Source organism: Tardiphaga sp. 862_B3_N4_1, from assembly GCF_051811085.1.
Taxonomy (GTDB): domain Bacteria; phylum Pseudomonadota; class Alphaproteobacteria; order Rhizobiales; family Xanthobacteraceae; genus Tardiphaga; species Tardiphaga robiniae.
Genome location: NZ_JBPWQB010000001.1, coordinates 1,148,375 through 1,168,850 on the forward strand (window position 1 = coordinate 1,148,375; position 20,476 = coordinate 1,168,850).

14 protein-coding genes are annotated in these 20,476 nt (G+C 63.6%); 9 read left to right on the top strand and 5 right to left on the bottom strand.

All coding sequences use genetic code 11. The features are described 5' to 3' along the window. Positions 1–15: 15 nt before the first annotated feature. The gene (locus AB8B02_RS05410; protein ID WP_093760512.1) at positions 16–825 is read right to left on the bottom strand and encodes a DUF4239 domain-containing protein; all 810 of its coding nucleotides are present in this window, start codon (positions 823–825) and stop codon (positions 16–18) included. 133 nt (positions 826–958) lie between these two features. Here AB8B02_RS05410 and AB8B02_RS05415 point away from each other — a divergent pair, with 133 nt between their 5' ends. From AB8B02_RS05415 to ligA, 8 genes are all read left to right on the top strand, one after another. After that, positions 959–1,969, top strand: a complete 1,011-nt coding sequence (locus tag AB8B02_RS05415) for a D-alanine--D-alanine ligase family protein (protein ID WP_439063347.1) — start codon at positions 959–961, stop codon at positions 1,967–1,969. A 478-nt stretch (positions 1,970–2,447) separates the two neighbouring features. Continuing rightward, on the top strand, positions 2,448–3,452 hold the full coding sequence (locus tag AB8B02_RS05420; RefSeq protein WP_089267340.1) for a cell division protein FtsQ/DivIB: 1,005 nt from the start codon (positions 2,448–2,450) through the stop codon (positions 3,450–3,452). Then, on the top strand, positions 3,449–4,774 hold the full coding sequence (gene ftsA / locus AB8B02_RS05425) for a cell division protein FtsA (RefSeq protein WP_068734085.1): 1,326 nt from the start codon (positions 3,449–3,451) through the stop codon (positions 4,772–4,774). Before AB8B02_RS05420 ends, ftsA begins: the two co-directional genes overlap by 4 nt. Before the next feature lie 98 nt (positions 4,775–4,872). Beyond that, the gene (ftsZ, locus tag AB8B02_RS05430) at positions 4,873–6,642 is read left to right on the top strand and encodes a cell division protein FtsZ (protein WP_068734083.1); all 1,770 of its coding nucleotides are present in this window, start codon (positions 4,873–4,875) and stop codon (positions 6,640–6,642) included. 345 nt (positions 6,643–6,987) lie between these two features. After that, entirely contained in the window at positions 6,988–7,953 is a 966-nt protein-coding gene (gene lpxC, locus AB8B02_RS05435; protein ID WP_089267338.1) for a UDP-3-O-acyl-N-acetylglucosamine deacetylase, read from the top strand. Positions 7,954–8,241: 288 nt separating this feature from the next. Next, entirely contained in the window at positions 8,242–9,138 is an 897-nt protein-coding gene (locus AB8B02_RS05440; RefSeq protein ID WP_439064599.1) for an outer membrane protein assembly factor BamD, read from the top strand. A 13-nt stretch (positions 9,139–9,151) separates the two neighbouring features. Further along, positions 9,152–10,825 carry a DNA repair protein RecN gene (gene recN / locus AB8B02_RS05445; RefSeq protein WP_439063348.1) on the top strand — a complete coding sequence of 558 codons (1,674 nt, stop codon included), beginning with the start codon at positions 9,152–9,154 and terminating at the stop codon, positions 10,823–10,825. 184 nt (positions 10,826–11,009) lie between these two features. Further along, positions 11,010–13,160 (top strand): NAD-dependent DNA ligase LigA, encoded by a 2,151-nt coding sequence (ligA, locus tag AB8B02_RS05450; RefSeq protein ID WP_439063349.1) that lies wholly within the window; start codon positions 11,010–11,012, stop codon positions 13,158–13,160. A 929-nt stretch (positions 13,161–14,089) separates the two neighbouring features. Here the strand turns inward: ligA and AB8B02_RS05455 are convergent. Then, entirely contained in the window at positions 14,090–15,313 is a 1,224-nt protein-coding gene (locus AB8B02_RS05455; protein WP_439064600.1) for a multidrug effflux MFS transporter, read from the bottom strand. A 78-nt stretch (positions 15,314–15,391) separates the two neighbouring features. Further along, entirely contained in the window at positions 15,392–17,230 is a 1,839-nt protein-coding gene (locus AB8B02_RS05460) for an aminopeptidase P family protein (RefSeq protein WP_439063350.1), read from the bottom strand. Positions 17,231–17,419: 189 nt separating this feature from the next. On the opposite strand from AB8B02_RS05460, the gene AB8B02_RS05465 reads away from it, so the two are divergent. Next, entirely contained in the window at positions 17,420–17,635 is a 216-nt protein-coding gene (locus AB8B02_RS05465; RefSeq protein WP_139285921.1) for a hypothetical protein, read from the top strand. A gap of 71 nt (positions 17,636–17,706) precedes the next feature. Here the strand turns inward: AB8B02_RS05465 and AB8B02_RS05470 are convergent, their stop codons facing one another. Together AB8B02_RS05470 and AB8B02_RS05475 are read right to left on the bottom strand one after the other, a co-directional pair. Further along, complete coding sequence (locus AB8B02_RS05470; protein WP_309946614.1) at positions 17,707–18,597, bottom strand: 50S ribosomal protein L11 methyltransferase; 891 nt, start codon at positions 18,595–18,597, stop codon at positions 17,707–17,709. A gap of 203 nt (positions 18,598–18,800) precedes the next feature. Continuing rightward, positions 18,801–20,402 carry a phytoene desaturase family protein gene (locus AB8B02_RS05475; protein ID WP_439063351.1) on the bottom strand — a complete coding sequence of 534 codons (1,602 nt, stop codon included), beginning with the start codon at positions 20,400–20,402 and terminating at the stop codon, positions 18,801–18,803. Positions 20,403–20,476 lie beyond the last annotated feature (74 nt).

The window sequence follows — 20,476 nt, forward strand, 5'->3', positions numbered from 1 at the left end:
GAAACGTTTTGGCTGCTATTTCGGCGGTGGCGGTAGTGCCGACGCCGGTCCGGCCTCGCTGATGCTCAGCAGATTCTCCAGCGGCGCAGGGGCGACGCGGAAGGCGCCGTCGAACGGATGCTCCTGCAGCGCGATAATGCCGAGCGCGACGATGGCGCCGCTGGCGAACACCGTGAGCGCCGCGAGCATGGCCCGCGGACGTTCCAGATGCACCAGCGCCAGCGCCAGTTGCGTGATCAGCCCGAGCAGCAGCACCGACGTCCATTTCAGATCGTTGGTGTGGTCGGTCGACAGGCTGAGCCGGTCATTGCGCGCGGTCCCCGCGCGGATCGAGGCGCCCATCAGCGCCCCATGCACCGTGTTGCTGGCATCGCGCGTGATGGCGGGATCGCTGATTTCGCGCAGCAGGCTGTCGTAGGCCACATCGGTGCGCGGCGACTTCAGGCCGAGCAGCATTGCCGGCCATTCCTCCGTCACTTCCGATGTCACATAGGCCTTCAGCGCGGCGCGTATGTTGGACATGTCAGTGACCGATGCCACGCTCAGCGTATGGATGTTGCGCAACTCGCCGGCCTCGATCTGAACGGCGCGGACGGCCTGGCGGTTGCGGTCACCGACGTCGCTGGCAAGGAAGCCCGTGAGCAGGCCGAACAGGATGGCCACCGAGGAAAAGAAGGGCGCGACGATACCGTGGAGGGACTTCAGCCGCATCGACAGCAGCCGGCTGGAGGTCAGCCCCACGAGGATCAGTGCGACTCCGTAATAGATGGTGCCCAGCGTCGCGAAGATGCCGAAGGTAGAGAGTTCGAGCCAGGCTCTGATCATCAGGTCGCTTCCATGTCACCGCGGGGCGGGCTCGCAAAACCGCCCCCGACAAGGCATTATATGACTCGGCTAGCGTGATGCTATTGCCTTGTCGGCAGCGGCGCGATTCGCGGATGGGTTCGGAGACGACACGATGACGGAGCAGGCGAGACCTCAGCGGATCACCATCATGTTTGGTGGCCTGAACAAGGAGCGTCTGGTGTCGGTGGCCTCCGCACAGGCCCTGCACAGCGCGTTGCCCGATGCGGATCTGTGGTTCTGGGATGCCGATGACCGCGTCTACGAGACGTCGGGCACGGCGCTGCTCTCCCATGATCGTCCGTTCGAGGATCCGTTCAAGCCCGGTGGCAGCAGCATCGGCGTGCTGACGCAGGCGCTCGACAAGGCCCAAGCCGAGAACCGCGTGCTGGTGCTCGGCATGCATGGCGGCGCTGCGGAGAATGGTGAGCTGCAGGTGATGTGCGAAATGCGCGGCATCCCGTTCACCGGTTCCGGTTCGGCATCATCCAATCTGTCTTTCGACAAGGTCGGCGCCAAGCGCTTCGCGGCCATCGCAGGCGTGCCCATCGTGGCGGGTGTCGCATTGAACGACATGGAAGCCGCGCTCGCCGAATACGGCAAGCTGATCGCCAAGCCCGCACGTGACGGATCGAGCTACGGCCTGATGTTCGTCAATGCGAAGCAGGATCTCGTTGCTGTGCGCAATGCGGCCAAGACCGAGGACTATGTGATTGAGCCGTTCGTCGCCGGCGTCGAGGCGACCTGCGCCGTGCTTGAGCAGGCCGATGGCTCGCTGATCGCATTGCCGCCGATCGAAATCATCCCGGCTGATGGCGGTTTCGACTATGAGGCGAAGTATCTCGCCAAATCGACGCAGGAGATCTGCCCCGGGCGTTTCACGCCGGAGGTTTCCGCGGGGATCATGGATTTCGCGGTGAAGGCGCACCGCGCGATGTCGTGCCGCGGCTATTCGCGGTCGGACTTCATCGTGTCGGCCAAAGGCCCAGTCTATCTGGAGACCAACACGCTCCCGGGCCTGACCAAAGCCTCGCTCTATCCCAAGGCGCTGAACGCGCAGGGGATCAGTTTCGTGGATTTTTTGAACGGCCAGATCGAGCTCGCGGTGAAACGGGCAGGCGGCTAACCAGCCAGTTATCTCACTCCGTCATGGCCGGGCTTGTCCCGGCCATCCACGTCTTCGCTTTTCGCCAAGGCGTGGATGCCCGGCACGAGGCCGGGCATGACGGAGTTTAATCGCTGGCCGTCCACAACACCCGATCGCCGCGTTAATTCCGGCAACCCCGCGACGCCGGCCATGAAGCTGCCGCAGTTCCCTCGGGCGCATCGGCCACACCTCGGCTAAAGTCTTCCACAGCCGCATCAAATCGCACTCTGCGCCCATCCCCTTTACACTTTGTTTACCAGGAAGGCCGAAGGTTAACGCTGGCGGCGCGTGTGCGCTTGGCTGCCGAGGCGTGAGCTTTGCGGGGACTCCGTGACGACGCGTATCGATGGAAAACCGGCCTTTTTCAAAGGCTTGAATCCATCCCGGCAGGACCGAGACGTCACTCACGCCTCAAGTCCCGCGCCAATGCGGACGTAACCTGTGACGAGCTCGTGGTATGGATGGTGGAGGACGCCTCTCTCGGTCGGTGCGACCCTTGAGGCCCCAAGCTGATCTTAAAATGGCTGCCCTTGGGGCAGGCATTCTGCTGCGCGAGCAGCTGAGCCCGCTCGCCCGCTTCTGGGCCCGTTTTCGTGCCGCCAAGCCTGCCGTCCGCGAACAGAGTTCCAATCGCTTCATCGCGACGCTTGAGCGTTACGCGCCGCGCCGCGTCGGAATTGCGGCCACCGTGTTGATGCTGACGGGCAGCCTCGCGCTTGGCGTGGTCAAGGGCAATCACGTCGACGAAATGGTCGAAGCTTTTAGCGATGCGCGCAACGCTGCGGCCAATGCCGCCGGCTTCCGCATTGCCTCCGTCATTCTCAACGGCCGCAAGCAGCTGACCCAGGACGAGATCCTGGCCATCGGCGGCGTCAATGGTCGCTCCTCGCTGTTCTTCCTCGATGCAGCGGCTGTCCGCGACAAGCTCAAGGCCAATCCGTGGATCGCTGACGCCAATGTGCTGAAGCTCTATCCGAACCGTCTGCAGATCGATGTCACCGAACGCACGGCTTTTGCGCTGTGGCAGGAGGACGGTCGTCTCTCGGTGATCGCCGATGACGGTGCCGTTCTCGAAAACTACGTGTCGCGCCGCTTCATGTCGCTGCCGCTGGTGGTGGGCAAGGGCGCCGACAGCAACGCCAGGGATTTCCTCGCGCTGCTGGATCGCTACCCACAGGTCCGCTCGGTCACCAAGGCCGCGATCTTCGTCGGTGAGCGCCGCTGGAATCTCCGCCTGAAGGATGGCCTCGACATTCGCCTCCCGGAAATCGACGTCGGCAACGCGCTGGCCATGCTCAGCAAGCTCGACAAGGAAGATCGCCTGTTCTCGCGCGACATCGTCGCCATCGACATGCGGCTGTCGGATCGGCTGACCGTGCGGCTGTCGGAAGACGCAGCGAAGGCGCGCGAAGATCTGTTCAAGGCACAAGACAAGTCCAAGAAGAAGGCTGGCGCGGCATGACCGGTCTCGATCGCAACCAGGCGCCGAAAACGCGTCAGATGGCGGCCAACCGCACCGCGCTGGTGGCGTCGCTGGACGTCGGCACCAGCAAGATCGCGTGCATGATCGCGCGTCTGCGGCCATCCGCGCCGAACGAAGCCCTGCGTGGCCGCAGCCATGCGGTTGAACTGATCGGCTACAGCCAGATCCAGTCGCGCGGCGTGAAGTCCGGTGCGATCGTCGATATGGGCGAGGCCGAGCAGGCCGTCCGTCAGGCGGTGGCGCTGGCCGAACGTATGGCCAAGGTTCGCGTCGAATCCGTGCTGCTGTCGGTCTCGGCCGGTCGCCTGCAGGGCCAACTGATTGAAGCGTCAGCCGATATCAAGGGCGGCGCCGTCACAGCGTCCGATATCGCACGCGTCACCTCGACCGGCATGCGCCACGCAACGCCGCCGGGCCGCACGGTGCTCCATGCATTGCCGGTCGGCTATTCACTCGATGGCGTGAAGGGCATTCGCGATCCCAAGGGCATGGTCGCCTCGCAGTTCGGCGTCGATATGAATGTCGTCACTGCGGACGCGACGGTCGCGCGTAACCTGATGCTGGTCGTCGAGCGCTGCCATCTCAATGTCGAAGCCATGGCTGCGGCGCCCTATGTTGCAGGTTTGTCCGTGCTGACCGACGACGAGACCGATCTCGGTGCTGCGGTCGTCGAGATGGGCGCAGGTACGACAACCATCGCGACCTATTCCGGCGGACGCTTCGTGCACGCCTCGGGATTTGCGGTCGGCGGGCAACACATCACCATGGATCTCGCGCGCGGACTCGGTGCTTGCATCGCGGATGCCGAGCGAATCAAGACGTTATATGGCACGGTGCTGACGGGTGGCTCCGATGCGCGCGAACTCATGAACGTGCCGACGGCTGGTGATAACGATCGCGATTTTCCGCAGGTCGTGTCCCGCGCCACGATCGCGAACATCGTGCGTCAGCGTGCCGAGGAGATTTTTGAAATGGTCAGGGACCGGTTGGCGGATTCGCCCTTCGCTGCAGAACCGCGCGCACGCGTGGTGCTGTCAGGCGGCGCGTCGCAGCTCACGGGCCTCGCCGAACTCGGCAGCCAGATTCTCGGACGGTCCGTTCGCATTGCACGACCACTCGGCTTCGGCCGGCTGCCCAATGAAGCCAAGAGCGCTTCGTTCGCGGTGCCGTCGGGCCTGCTGGTGTATCCGCAATTCGCTCATCTTGAACATGTCGAACCGCGGCATACGCGGCAGCTCAAGACAGGGACCAGTGACGGTTATTTCGGAAAGGTCGGACGATGGCTTCGAGAGGGCTTCTGATGAAATTTTTCCGGCCAGTGTTTTTTCCATCTCCGACGCCATCGGCCACCGGCCAATGGCATGACCACACAACGCGCGCGTAATCGAGAGGCAACCTCATGACCATCAATCTCAACGTTCCTGATATCAGCGAGCTGAAGCCCCGCATTACCGTGTTCGGTGTCGGTGGCGCTGGCGGCAACGCCGTCAACAACATGATCACCGCCGGTCTGCAGGGCGTCGATTTCGTCGTCGCCAACACCGATGCGCAGGCGCTGACCATGTCGAAGGCCCAGCGCATCGTGCAGATGGGCACGCAGGTCACCCAGGGACTCGGCGCCGGTTCGCAGCCGGATGTCGGTGCGGCCGCCGCGCAGGAAGTCATCGACGAAATCCGTGATCACCTGACCGGCGCCAACATGGTGTTCGTCACCGCCGGCATGGGCGGCGGCACCGGCACCGGTGCAGCGCCCGTCATCGCCAAGACCGCGCGCGACATGGGCATCCTCACCGTCGGCGTGATCACCAAGCCGTTCCACTTCGAAGGCCAGCGCCGCATGCGCACCGCCGAAGCCGGCATTGCCGAGCTGCACAAGGTGGTCGACACGCTGCTGATCATCCCGAACCAGAACCTGTTCCGGGTCGCCAACGAGAAGACCACCTTCGCCGACGCTTTCGCGATGGCCGACCAGGTTCTCTACTCGGGTGTTGCCTGCATCACCGACCTGATGGTCAAGGAAGGCCTCATCAACCTCGACTTCGCCGACGTGCGCGCAGTCATGAAGGAGATGGGCAAGGCGATGATGGGCACCGGCGAAGCCACCGGTGAGAAGCGCGCGCTGACCGCAGCGGAAGCTGCGATCGCCAACCCGCTGATCGACGATAGCTCGATGAAGGGCGCCCGCGGCCTGCTGATCTCGATCACCGGCGGCAAGGACCTGACCCTGTTCGAAGTCGACGAAGCCGCGACTCGTATCCGCGAAGAAGTCGATGCCGACGCCAACATCATTGTCGGCGCCACCTTCGACGAGAGCCTCGACGGCGTGATCCGCGTGTCGGTCGTCGCCACCGGCATCGAGCAGGCCATGCTGGCTCGCAATTCCTCGGCCCCGGTCACCACCGTGACCTCGGCCGTTGCTGCTCCTGCCGGCAACGGCGCTCCGGATGCCCGCCTGGCCGATCTGACCGCGCGTCTTCGCGCGGACAACCAGCGTCTCGCTGCCGCAGCGGCTGCCAAGTCTGCCGGCGCTCCGGCGCCCGCTGCCGCGCCCCGTGCACCTGCGACCAGCCATGAGCGTGCCGCGCTCGCCGCCATCGCCGCTGCCGTGGCTCCGGAAGCCGCTGCGCCGCAGCAGTATGGCGATGTGATGGTACGTCCGATCGCGCAGAAGCCCTCGCTGTTCCCGGAAGCGCCGCGTCAGGAAGCCCCTGTCGAAGCGCCGATCCCCGAACAGTTCATTCCGCCATCGGCCGAACGTGCTCCGCTGCGCGCTCCGCGGATGCCGAAATTCGAAGAACTGCCGATGCCGGCCCAGAACGAGATCCGTCAGGCACGCGGCGAATCGGAAGAGGAACCGCAGAAGGCTCGCCTGTCGCTGCTGCAGCGTCTGGCCAATGTCGGTCTCGGCCGCCGCGACGAGGAAACGGAAGCGCCGGTCTCCGGTCGTCCGTCGGCCCCGCCGATGGCTCCGATGCCGCCGCTGCCCGAGCGTAAGCCACAGCGCAGCGTCGCCCAGCAGATGGGTAACGAGCCGCCGGTGTCCGAATACGCCCGCCGTCCGGCCCCGCAGGGTCTTGATTCTCATGGCCGCCCGGCACCTGTTGCGCCGGCGCCACAGGGCGATGATCATCTGGATATCCCGGCCTTCCTGCGCCGCCAGACCAGCTGACCTTTGTTACAATCGTGACGACGACAGAAGCCCCGGCTGGATCAGCCGGGGCTTTCGTTTGTGACAGCCACCAAAAGGCGTAGGATTTCTTAACCTATTGATAGTAAGTCATTAATCTTTACCGTCGCGCTCTGCCAAGGCTCGAAACGGCCGTGGAACCGGCAGAAATTTTGGTTAACCCCTGGCCTGATTGCGGCAAAGGTGGGGTAACAATCGGTAAAAAAGCGTGAGTTGGCGCACTTTGTGGCAGGGGTTAATGTGACTGCGACTCGGGGACTCAGGAGGCCGCAAGGTTCGACTGAGAGAGTCCCTCTCATGACGAGAGGCTACTTGGGTGGGTACCTTATGACTTTCAGCCGACAGACAACGCTTGGATCGCAAGCCACCGTTACCGGTGTCGGCGTCCATTCTGGAAAGCCTGTCAGTCTCACGCTTGGACCTGCGCCCGTCGATGCAGGTTATATTTTTGTTCGCACCGGTCTTGAAGGTGCTGATCGCGAAATCCAGGCCGACGCCAAATCCGTTATCGCCACCGAGTTTGCCACCGTGCTCGGCGATCGTGAAGGCCCAATCGTTTCCACCGCCGAACATGTTCTCGCTGCGCTGCGCGGCATGGGCATCGACAACGCCACCATCGAAGTCGATGGACCGGAAGTGCCGATCATGGACGGCTCCGCAGCCGCCTTCGTCGCCGCCATCGATCAGGCCGGCGTTGTGGAGCAGGGCGCCCGTCGCCGCTTCATTCAGGTTCTCAAACCGGTGCAGGTTGCCATCGGTGACTCGTTCGGCGAAATCCGCCCCCACGCTGCGGGTTTCCGCGCCGAAGTCGAAATCAGCTTCGCCAATCCGGTGATTGGCCGCCAGAGCTACGTGCTCGATCTCAATCCCGAATCCTTCCGCCGCGATATCGCCCGTGCCCGCACCTTCGGTTGCATGAACGACGTGGCCCGCCTCTGGAGCGCCGGTTTTGCGCTCGGCGCGTCCTTCGAGAATTCCGTCGTGTTCGACGATGACAAGCTGCTCAACACCGAAGGCCTGCGCTACAGCGATGAATGCGCCCGCCACAAGGTGCTGGACGCTGTCGGCGATCTCGCGCTGGCAGGTCTGCCGATCCTCGGCGCTTACCGCTCGGTGCGCGGCGGCCACAAGCTCAACAACGCCGTGCTCTGCGCCCTGATGGCCGATCGTTCGGCCTGGAAGATCGTCGAAGCCGATGCCGTCCCTGTCCGCCGCGGCCGCGCCAGCGCCGATGTCACCTCGGGCATGCTTGGCGGCATGATCGCCCCGGCTTTCGGCCCGGACGTTTCCTAAGATCGGGCTTTCTGGCCTTCTTCTACCCGCTGCCGGTATTTTGCGTTGCGCTTTTGCGGGCGCGTAGACCTTTGCGGGCACCGAGACATCCCCGGTAACCATAACCGCCTGTATCTCCACATTCTTCGCCTTAATCCGGGCGAAATGGCTCCGTATCCGGTTGGTTAACGGATGTCATTCGGGTAGATAGAGCACGCGGTCAAGCGAAGCTGCGGGCGCGTATCCGGTTGGTCCGTGATTGTGCGCGTACCGCGCAGACACCGCATGAAGGCGTCAGGTCTCAGATATATGTCGGCACAGCGCATTACGCTCGAATCCCGTGATTCCCTGCTCACCCGCTTCGGCCGCCATGTGCGGTTGGCGTCGGGCCTCATCGTGCTGGCCGTGCCGCTGAGTGGCTGCGGCACCGGCGCACTGTGGGACAAGTTCGGCACCAAGGACGACACTTTCGTCGAGGAGCCCGCCGACAAGCTCTACAATGAGGGCTTGTACCTCATGAACAACAACAAGGATCCCAAGGCCGCCGCGAAGAAATTCGAGGAAGTCGATCGTCAGCATCCGTATTCGGAATGGGCGCGCAAGTCGCTGCTGATGTCGGCCTATGCGGCCTACGAATCCGCCGACTACGACACCTGCATCGGCTCGGCCACGCGCTATGTGACGCTGCATCCCGGTAGCCCGGATGCGGCCTATGCGCAGTATCTGATCGCCGCCTCGCATTACGACCAGATCCCGGACATCTCGCGCGACCAAGGCCGCACCGAAAAGGCAATGGCTGCGCTCGAGGAAGTGGTCCGCAAATATCCGACCTCGGAATATGCGACCTCGGCCAAGAAGAAGCTGGAAGGCGCACGCGACCAGATTGCCGGCAAGGAAATGGAAATCGGCCGCTACAATCTCGACAAGCGCAACTACACCGGCGCCATCAACCGCTTCAAGACGGTGGTGACGCAGTATCAGACCACGCGTCACGTCGAGGAAGCGCTGATGCGCCTGACCGAGGCCTATATGGCGATCGGCGTGGTCGGCGAGGCGCAGACGGCTGCCGCCGTGCTTGGCCACAACTTTCCTGACAGCAAGTGGTACAAAGACGCCTACAATCTTGTAAAGTCCGGCGGTCTCGAGCCGAGCGAGAACAAAGGGTCTTACCTGAGCAAGGCCTTCAAGAGATTTGGCCTCGGTTAGGAACTGACCTCCCATGCTGGCCCGTCTGTCGATCCGTGACATCGTCCTGATCGAACGGCTCGATATCGAGTTTTCCCGCGGTCTTGCTGTGCTGACCGGTGAAACCGGCGCCGGCAAATCCATTCTTCTCGATGCTTTCGCGCTGGCCCTCGGCGGCCGCGGCGATGCCGGCCTCGTGCGCCACGGCGTCGAGCAGGGCCAGGTGACGGCCGTGTTCGACCTGGCCAAGGGCCACCCGGCGCTGACGATTCTCAAGGACAACGGTTTCGACGACGATTCCGGCGAGATGATTCTGCGCCGCGTGCAGCTCGCCGATGGTCGCACCCGTGCCTTCATCAACGATCAGGCGATCTCTGTGCAGACCATGAAGGCGGTCGGCGCCGCTTTGGTCGAGATCCACGGCCAGCACGACGAGCGCGCCCTGGTGGACGCCGCCACGCATCGCCGGCTGCTCGACGCTTTCGCTGGGTTGGAGAAGGACGTCACCGCGCTGGAGACACTCTGGGACGCCCGCAAGACCGCTTATGCGGCGCTGGAGACCCATCGCGCCAATATGGAGCGCGCCGCCCGCGACGCCGATTATCTGCGCCACGCCGCGGACGAGCTGAAGAAGCTCAACCCGAAGGACGGCGAGGAGAGCAAGCTTGCGGAGCGCCGCACCGGCATGATGCACGGCGAGAAGATCGCGGCCGATTTACGCGAGGCGCAGGAGGCCGTGTCCGGCCATCATTCGCCGATCTCGTCGCTGGCCGCCGCCGTGCGCCGGCTGGAGCGCCGCGCCGGTTCATCGCCGTCGCTGGTCGAGCCTGCGGTGAAAGCGATCGACGTCGCCATCAACGCGTTGGAAGAAGCCGATCAGCATCTTGCCGCCGCGCTCATCGCTGCCGATTTCGATCCTGCGGAACTCGAGCGCATCGAGGAGCGGCTGTTCGCGCTGCGCGGCGCCGCGCGGAAATATTCGACGCCGGTCGACGGGCTCGCCGCGCTGGCCGCGAAATACTTTGCCGATGTCGCCACCATCGACGCCGGCGCCGGCCAGCTCAAGGGGCTGGAGAGTGCGGCGTCGGAGGCCGACAAGAAGTATAGCGCTGCGGCGAGCAAGCTTTCGGCCGCGCGCATCAAGTCCGCCGAGAAGCTCAACAAGGCCGTCATCGCCGAGCTCGGCCCGCTCAAGCTTGAACGTGCGAAATTCATCACCCAGGTCGACAGCGATGCGGCGACGCCGGGTCCACACGGCATCGACCGTGTCGAATTCTGGGTTCAGACCAATCCCGGAACCCGCCCGGGCCCGATGATGAAGGTCGCCTCCGGCGGCGAACTCTCGCGCTTCCTGCTGGCGCTCAAGGTGGTGCTGTCGGACAAGGGCTCGGCACCGACTCTGGTGTTCGACGAAATCGACACGGGGGTCGGCGGTGCCGTCGCCGACGCCATCGGCGCGCGCCTGGCGCGGCTCGCCGGCAAGGTCCAGGTGATGGCCGTCACCCACGCCCCGCAGGTGGCAGCGAGGGCCGACCAGCATCTGCTGATCTCCAAGGATGCCCTCGACAAGGGCAAGCGCGTGGCGACGCGCGTCAACACGCTGGCCGAGGATCATCGCCGCGAGGAAATCGCGCGGATGCTCGCCGGCGCGGAGATTACCGCCGAAGCGCGGGCCGCAGCGGAGCGGTTGCTCAAGGGCGCGGCCTGATTTGAACGTCATTCCGGGGCGCTCGCCTCTTGGCGAGCGAACCCGGAACCGCGACGTGCACCTTGTTTCACCATTGTACTCCGTCATGCCCGGCCTTGTGCCGGGCATCCACGTCTTTACAACAGCGCTTCAAGGCGTGGATGGCCGGGACAAGCCCGGCCATGACGAACATCGGTGACCGCGTATGGCAAAACCCGCAAAAACTCCCCCCGACATCTCCACGCTCACGAAGCCCAAAGCGAAGATCGAGCTGATGCGGCTGTCGCTGGAGATGGAAGCGCACAACAAGCGCTACTATCAGGACGACGCGCCGACGGTGTCGGATGCGGACTACGACGCGCTGCGTCGCCGGGTCGAGGCGATCGAAGCCAAATTCCCCGATCTCGTCACCGGCGCGTCACCGACACAGACGGTCGGCGCAGCGCCCGCGCGCGGCTTTGCCAAGGTGCAGCATGTGATGCCGATGCTGTCGCTGGGCAATGCGTTCAGCGATGAGGAAGTGACAGAATTCGTCGAGCGCATCCAGCGCTTCCTCAAGCTCGATGAAATCCCTGCCATCGTCGCCGAGCCGAAGATCGACGGTCTGTCGCTGTCGCTGCGCTACGAGAATGGCGAACTGATCCGCGCCGCCACGCGGGGCGACGGTTTCACCGGCGAGGATGTCACTGCCAATGTCCGCACTATCAAGGACATTCCAACGACGCTGAAAGGCAAGCACATCCCTGCCGCCTGCGAATTGCGCGGCGAGGTCTATATGCTGAAGAGCGATTTCCTTGCCCTCAACAAGAAGCAGGAAGAGGCCGGCGACACCGTGTTCGCAAATCCGCGCAACTCGGCAGCGGGCTCATTGCGCCAAAAGGACGTGGCGATCACCGCGTCACGTCCGCTGAAATTCTTCGCCTATGCCTGGGGCGAGATGTCGGATTATCCGATGCCGGAGCCGACCCAGCACGCGATGATCGCGTGGCTGGACAAGGCCGGTTTCACTGTCAATCCCGAGATCACATTGTGCAAGAGCGTCGACGATGCGCTCGCCTTCTATCGCCGCATCGGCGAGATCAGGGCCAAGCTCGGCTATGATATCGACGGTGTCGTCTACAAGGTCGACCGCATCGACTGGCAGGCGCGGCTCGGTTTCGCCGGCCGCGCGCCGCGCTGGGCGATCGCACATAAATTCGCGGCCGAGCAGGCGACGACGGTGCTGGAGAAAATCGATATCCAGGTCGGCCGCACCGGCGCGCTGACGCCGGTGGCGCGGCTGACGCCGATCACCGTTGGCGGCGTCGTAGTGTCGAATGCAACGCTGCACAATGCGGACTATATCGCCGGCATCGGCAATGACGGCCAGCCGCTGCGCGACGGCGTCGATATTCGCGAAGGCGACACCGTCATCGTGCAACGCGCCGGCGACGTCATCCCGCAGGTCGTCAATGTCGTCCTCGACAAGCGCCCGAAGAGCGCAAAGCCGTATGAATTTCCCACCAAGTGTCCGGTCTGCGGCAGCCATGCGATCCGCGAGAACGACGAAGTCGTCACGCGCTGCACCGGCGCGCTGGTCTGCCCGGCGCAGGCAGTCGAGAAGCTCAAGCATTTCGTCTCGCGGCTGGCCTTCGACATCGACGGGCTCGGCGACAAGCAGATCCAGGAATTCTACGACGAGGGCATCATCATGCATCCCGTCGATATCTTCACGCTGGCCAAACGCGACGAGCGCAACACCAAGAAGCTGCGAGACCGTGAAGGTTACGGCGAGACCTCGGTGCGCAACCTGTTCGCCGCCATCGATGACCGCCGCAAGATCGAGCTCAATCGCCTGATCTTCGCGCTCGGTATCCGTCACATCGGCGAAGGCAATGCCAAGCTGCTGGCGCGACACTACGGTTCGTTCGCTGCGTTTCGCGAGGCGATGCTGGCGGCTGCTGCGGGGCAGGGCACCGAGGAGAATACGTCCGAAGCCTATTCCGATCTCAACGCCATCGACGGCGTCGGTGAAATCGTCGCGGACGCGGTCGTCGAGTTCTTCGCCGAGAAACGTAACGTCAAGGCGCTCGACGAATTGCTCGGCGAGATCGAGGTGCTCGATGTCGCACAGGCCAAGACCGATACGCCGGTGGCTGGCAAGACCGTGGTGTTCACGGGCTCGTTGACCAAGTTCACGCGTGATGAAGCCAAAGCCGGTGCCGAGCGCCTCGGCGCCAAGGTCGCAGGCTCGGTGTCGAAGAAGACGGACTATGTGGTGGCCGGCGAGGACGCAGGTTCGAAGCTCACCAAGGCGCGCGATCTCGGCGTTGCAGTGCTCACGGAAGATGAGTGGCTGGCGCTGATCGGGGGGTAAAGACCCGCACGGTCATTCCGGGGCGTGCGTCGCCCGCGAAGCCGGCAGAGCGCGAACCCGGAATCTCGATATGTTCGGCGCGGTTGAAGACTCCCATGCTGAGATTCCGGGTTCACGTGCGCGAAGGCGCGCCCGCGCCCCGGAATGACGAGGGTAGGGTGCACAGAGGCGCCCAAACATTTTTTCCTATATCCCGTTGACAACATCCCCATCAGGTTTATATTCCCCTTCGTCCTGCCCCACCGAGAGGGGCGATCGCGATCGTCACGTTCGCGGGCAGGATGCGGTGGACGCCGGAGATGCGGCGTTACGCGGTTCATGGGTTGACGTCTGTCTTCGGGCAGGACGGATCTGCGCCAGCACTGCCACTGGCAAGGAGACGTCCGACCTTGGGATGGAAAGACTCCCTGGACAGTGTGACGGACGACCAAGTCAAAACGTGTCCGGCCTATTCGCTTGAGGCTCCCTTCCCATCGCCTTGGGACTTTAATTCGGTGATCGGATCGTTCGCTGAGGCAAAGTGCAAGCAACCGAAAAAACACCGCATGCGGAACGTCGGGCAATCGCTCGGCGCCTCCGAAAGTCCTGATGCACTCACTTGCGGAAGACCGCATTTCGCATCAGGCCCAAGGGTGCAACGGGCACCCGGCGTTCCGCACGCCCTCTCACAGGGGGCAGGGAATGCGACAGACGACGGCGCCCCCGCGCCGCAAATAATGGGGGTGATGACGCATGTCTGAAGAGCAGTGGCTGTTTGACAGTTGAATCAGGAGAGACGTGGCGCTCCGTGATCACGACATACTCAGTCGTCATGCGCGGGCTTGTCCCGCGTATCCACGCCTTCGCGACAAAGGAAGACGTGGATGGCCGGAACATCTAGCGAAGCTCGCTTCGCGCTGTCCGGCCATGACGTGGAGAGAAAAGCGCTCCTACAACAACCCGCTCTCTTCGCCTTCGGCCTGCTCGATCAGTTCTTCCGTCACCACGGTCTTGCGGCGGGGGACCAGAAAGATCATCGCGGCTGCGCAGCCGCAGGACAGCACGACGAGCGCAATGTTGAGCGGCACCGGCGTTGCGAAATGGCCGCCGAGCCAGGCGCCGAATTGCGAGCACAGCGAGCCCAATCCCATCTGCAGGAAGCCCATCATGCCCGATGCCGTGCCCGCGGCCTGCGGCCGAATGCTGAGGGCGCCGGCAGCGCCGTTCGACATCACGAAGGCATTGCCGAACATCACGATCATATGGGTGAGGAACAGCCAGGCCGGATTCTGGTTCAGCCCGGTGAGGCCCCAGACCACGTTGAGCATGGCGCCGCCGAATTGCAGCGCGAGGCCGAACCAGATTAGTTGTTCGATGGTCCGGCGCGGCGCAAAGCGGACGCAGCAGAGATTGCCGACGAGATAAGCAAGACCCGATGTCGCGAACCACGCGCCATATTCGGCCGATGTGCGGCCCATCTGCGTGACCACCACATAGGGACCGCCGCCGGCAAAGGTGAAGATGATCCAGGATGCCACGACATAACACAGCAGATAGCCGATGAAGGTCCGGCTGCGCAGCAGCACCCGCGAGTCGGCGATGAAGCCGCCGCCGCTCACGTCACTGGCGGCGCGCCGTCTGGTCTCGGGGAGAAAGAATGCGATCGCGAGCGTCACGACCAGCGAAGACGCGGTGACCACATAGAAGATCGCGCGCCAGCCGAAGCCGGTTTCCAGGAGACCGCCGGCCAGCGGGCTCAGCATCTGCGCGATCATCATCACCGCGATGACGAGACTGATCATCGCGCCGACGCGTTCGCGCGGATAGAGATCCCTGATGATGGCGCGGCTCATCACCATGCCTGTTGCGCCGCCGAGCGCCTGAAAGAACCGCGCGGCGATCAACTGCGGCAATGTGAGCGCAAAGCTGCTGCCGATGCCGGCGATTACCATCAGGCCGAGACCGGCAAGCAGCACCGGACGCCGGCCGAACTTGTCCGACAGAGGTCCCATGATCAGTTGCGAGAAGGCGAGGCCGACCATGTAGAGCGACACCGTCATCTGCGCGATGGAGATGTCGGCACCGAAGGTGCGCGCGAGTTCGGGCAGCGCCGGCACCAGCATATAGAGCGAGATCGGCGCGATGCCGGTCATCACCACGAGCAACAGCAGCATTACCCGCGATTTGGAGAGGTCGACGGCGTCGACTTTTGGAAAAGGCGGGCTGTAATTCACGTGGTGGCTGTTCTCTCGCTATTGCGGCTGCGTCAGCGGCTCTGTCGCCGCTTCCAGCCAGACGCGCGTCGCTTCATCGTCGAGCAGCGGCATCACCTCGCGGCGAACGCGGGCGTGATAGTCGTTGATCCATTTGAGTTCGCGCTTGCTGATGCGATGGGTATTAATTAGCCGGCGATCGATCGGCGCCAGCGTCAGCGTCTCGAATTCATTCATCGGCAGTTCGGCGCCCTCGATATGGGCTTCGACCACCAGTTCGAGATTCTCGATGCGAATGCCGAAGGCGTCGGTCTTGTAGTAGCCGGGCTCATTGGAGAGGATCATGCCGCGCTTGAGCGGCGTGGTGCCGAGCTTGGAGATCCGCGCCGGGCCTTCATGCACCGACAGATAGCTGCCAACGCCGTGGCCGGTACCGTGGGCGAAGTCGAGGCCGGCATGCCACAGAAACTGCCGCGCCAGCGTATCGAGCTGCGCGCCGGTGGTGCCGTCGGGAAACGCCGCGCGCGCAATGGCGATATGGCCGCGCAATACGCGGGTGAAGCGGTCGCGCATCTCGTCGGTCGGCTCGCCGATCGCAATCGTGCGGGTGACGTCGGTGGTGCCGTCTTCATATTGCGCGCCGGAATCGATCAGCAGCAGATCGCCGAGCGCGATACGGCGATTGGTCTTGCGGGTGACGCGGTAATGCACGATGGCGCCGTTCGGCCCGGTGCCGGCGATGGTCGGAAACGAGACATCCTTCAGCGCGCCGGTCTGGCGGCGGAAGGTCTCCAGCGCCTCGACGGTGTCGATTTCGGTGAGCTTGCCCTTCGGTGCCTCGCGGTCGATCCAGGCGAGAAACCGTGCCAGCGCCACGGCGTCGCGGCGATGCGCGGTCTGTGTGCCCTTGATCTCGACGGGATTCTTCACTGCCTTGAGCAGAGCGATGGGATCATTGCCGCGCACGGGCTTGCCGCCACTAGACGTGATCAGCCGGCTCAGCGCATCGGCGGCGGTCGCATTGTCGAGTGCGATGGATGCGCCGGAGCCGGCGAGATCGCTCAGCGTCGCAGTCAGCGCATCCGGCTCCTGCACATCGGCCGAGACTTCCAGATGGTTGCGCGTGCTGTTGGAGAGCTTGCGGTGGTCGATGAAAATCTGCGGGCGGCCGTGTTTCGGTACCAGCGCATAGGACAGCGGCAGCGGCGTATGGGAGACGTCCGCGCCGCGGATGTTGAAGGCCCAGGCCACCGCATGGGAATCCGACAGCACCAGCGCATCGACACGCAGACGCTCCATCTCGCCGCGGATCTGGGCGAGCTTGTCGGCTTCGGAAACGCCGGCATAGTTGAGCGGGTGAATCGATACCGCGCCGAGCGGCGGCGCCGGGCGCTCGGCCCACACCGAATCGAGCGGATTGCTGTCGACCGCCACCAGTTCGGCGCCGGCCTTGGCGCAGGCCGCTGCCAGCCTCTCGGCTGCCGCAGAAGTGTGCAGCCATGGATCAAATCCGAGGCGGTTTTCGGGCTTCAGGTGATCCGTAAGCCAGCTCTCCGGCGGCGGCTCGACCAGCGACTGGATGCTCCACGCATTCACATCGACTTGTTTGGCCGCCTGCAGCGTATACCGGCCATCCACGAACACGGCGGCGTCCTGCAACAGCACGATCGCCATGCCAGCCGATCCGGTGAAGCCGGTGAGCCAGGCCAGCCGCTCGTCGGAGGGCGGCACATATTCGTTCTGCTGCTGATCGGCGCGGGGAATCACGAAGCCTGTCAGTTTCCGGCGCAACAATTCCTCGCGAAATGCGGCCAGCCGCGCAGTCAGCGCCACGCCGCTTTCGGGCTCTTCGAACGTCTGGAAATGGGCTTCGAACATCGCGGGATCATCCTATGGGTGCGCTGTCAGGCCTGCAATCGAGGGGCAGGGTTGCGCAGATTTGGCACAAGTTATGCTTGAAATCTGATGGTTGTGTTCAACCGGATGGAACAACGTCCCCCGGCTTGTGTTGTCGGTGCGATGCTTGGCCATTCAGAGTGTCTCAACTCAACGAAGAGGGGATACACAATGCCTGCTTTTACGTTCGAGAAAATTTCGCCACCCCCCACGCTTGGCCATTCCCAGCCTACCCAGGTGCAGTCCACTCAAACTCCGCCCAGTCAGCCAAATCAACGCAGCGGTATCATCCAGATTCTGGGCCGTTTCGTCGAAGCCCGCGTGACGCGCGTCGAGCGGCTGGAAAATGCAACGCTCCGTCGCCGCGACGTGCCGCCCCCGAAGTAGCAAACCCAACCGTCAGCTTTGGCCAGATCGCCCGTCATTATTCCGGAGTTCGGAAAATGACGAAAGGCGTGTCAGCCTGCGCGCTGCATCAACAGGCTGCTCCAGCCCTCGATGATCTGATGCTTGCGGAGCACCAGTCCGCGGGCGCGATACGCGGCGATCACGCTCATCGCCTGATGCGGCAACAGGCCGGATAGGATCACCATGCCATTGCGCGTGAGATGCCGGCTCATGTCGGTCGACATCGCGCGGAGTGGATTGGCGAGGATGTTTGCGAGGATCAGGTCGAACGGCGCGCGATCGCCGAAAGCCGGCGACGAGAAGCCCGTTGCGCAAACAGTATCGACGAGATTACCGACGCCGTTGAGCCGCATGTTCTCGCGCGCCACCTTCACAGACATCGGGTCGATATCGGTCGCCAGCACGCGGCGTTTCGTGGCCTTCGCAGCAGCGATCGCCAGCACGCCTGTGCCGGTACCCAGATCGAGCATCCGTTTCGGTGCCTTCGCGCGCAGCACATAATCGAGATAGATCAGGCAGCCGCGCGTAGTACCGTGATGGCCGGTGCCGAAAGCGAGTGCGGCCTCGATTTCGATCCCGAGTTGATTGGGCCGTACTTGGTCCCGGTCATGCTGGCCATGGACGATGAAGCGGCCGGCGCGCACTGGCACCAGACCCTTGAGGCTCTCCTTGACCCAGTCCTTGGCCTCGATGCTGTCGAACACGATGCTCGCCGCCACGGTGTCATTCGAGGCGAGGCTGACGAGGTCGCGGATCGACGCCTCGTCCGGCGGATCGGCGAAATGGACGGTGACGTCCCAGCGGCCCTCGGGGCTCTCGAATGCAGCAATCGCGGCCTGTCCTTCCTCGAAACTCTCGGTGAGGAGATCGACGATGCGCTTGGCGCTGAATTCGTCGCCGACGGCGAAGGTGGCGCGGCTGGTTCCTTGAGGCGTGGTCATCGCGGGTCCGGATAGCGTCGTGAACAGGATCTGCACAGCTTAGGCGCGCTTGGTACAGGGTTTATCCATGCGGCGATACCCGGTCTGTGCCCCGACAGCGCACAGGGTTATACGGCGATAATACCGCCGCTATCCCGCGATTTTCGACAGGCTTGTTCAGGACCCATCCACCGCCTGTCCACAGGCTTATCCACAGGATCTCCTCAGCCGAACAGCGCCCGGTGGTCCCTGAGGATCGCCTTGGCCGCATTGTGGCCAGGCGCGCCCGTCACGCCGCCGCCGGGATGCGCGCCCGAGCCGCAGTGATAGAGTCCCTTTAGCGGACCGCGGTAATCCGCATGGCCGAGCATCGGCCGCGCCGAGAACAGCTGGTTCAGCGAGAGCGCGCCATGGAAGATGTCGCCGCCGAGCAGGCCGAAGTCGCGCTCCAGATCGAGCGGTGACAGCGCCTGCCGGCCGATGACGCTGGCGGCAAAGCCGGGTGCGTAGTCGTCCACCGTCTTGATCATCAGGTCCGCGACCTCGTTACGATGGTCATCCCATGATGCGCCGTTGGGGAGTGTCGGTGCAACATGCTGGCAGAAGAGACTGGCGACGTGCTGGCCCGGTGGGCTGAGGCTGTCATCAAGAGTGGAGGGGATCAGTACTTCGACAATCGGCTGGCGGCTCCAGCCGTGCTGCTTCGCATCGAGCCAGGCACGATCCATGTAGGCGAGACTTGGCGCGATGATAATGCCGGCCGAGAGATGATCGCCGTTGCCCGGCAATGCGGTGAAGGAGGGCAGCGCGTTCAGCGCGACATTCATGCGGAACGTGCCGGAGCCATTGCGCCAGTTGCGGATGCGATCGAGGAACGGCTTGGGCAGCGCATCCGCCGGCATCAGCCGTGTATATAGCAGCTTCGGATTGACGTTGGAGGCGACATATTTCGCGCGGATGCTCTCGCCATTGTCGAGGATGACGCCGACGACCTTGTCGTTCTCCACGAGGACTTCGCGCACGCCGTTGTCGAGTTCGATCTGCACGCCGTGCGAGCGTGCCGCGGCGGCCATAGCCTGCGTGATCGCGCCCATGCCGCCGATGGCGTGGCCCCAGACGCCTTTCTTGCCGTTCACCTCGCCGAAGGCATGGTGCAGCATCACATAGGCCGAACCGGCGGCATAGGGGCTCGCATAGTTGCCGACCACGGCATCGAAGCCGAACAATGCCTTGACCAGATCATGTTCGAAAACGTCGTCAAGCATCTCGCCGGCGGAGCAGGTGAACAGATCGAGCAACACGCGCTGCTGCTCGATGGTCAGTGCGTTGAGAATCTTCGCGGTGCTGAGCGCATTGATGGCTTCGCTGATCGCGCCGAGACCGAAACCTTGCACGACGTTCGGCGGTGAACGCAGCACAAAGTCCCTGAGCACGTCGGCGATGACTTCGAGCTCATGCGAGAACGCGCCGATCCGCTCGGCATCGCGCGCGTTGAGCTTGGCAACCGACTGTTGCGTGCGGCCTTCACCTGTCAGGAGATAGCTGCCGTCCGGGGCGGGAATGAAATTCTGCGCCTTGCGCTCGACGATCCGCAGGCCGTGTTCGGCGAGCTTCAGATCAGAGGCGATCTGCGGGTTGAGCAGGCTGACAGTGTAGGCCGCGACCGAATTGCGGAAGCCGGGGTGAAACTCCTGCGTCACCGCGGCGCCGCCAACCACGGAACGTCGTTCGACCACCTTCACGCGCAACCCGCTCATGGCGAGATAGGCCGCGCAAGTGAGGCCGTTATGGCCGGCGCCGATGATCAAAACGTCGGTGTTTGACATGTCCGCTTCAACAAAGCCTGCTAGAGCGTTTTCTTGCGAAGTGGCGACCGGTTCGCATTAAGAAAACGCGTCAA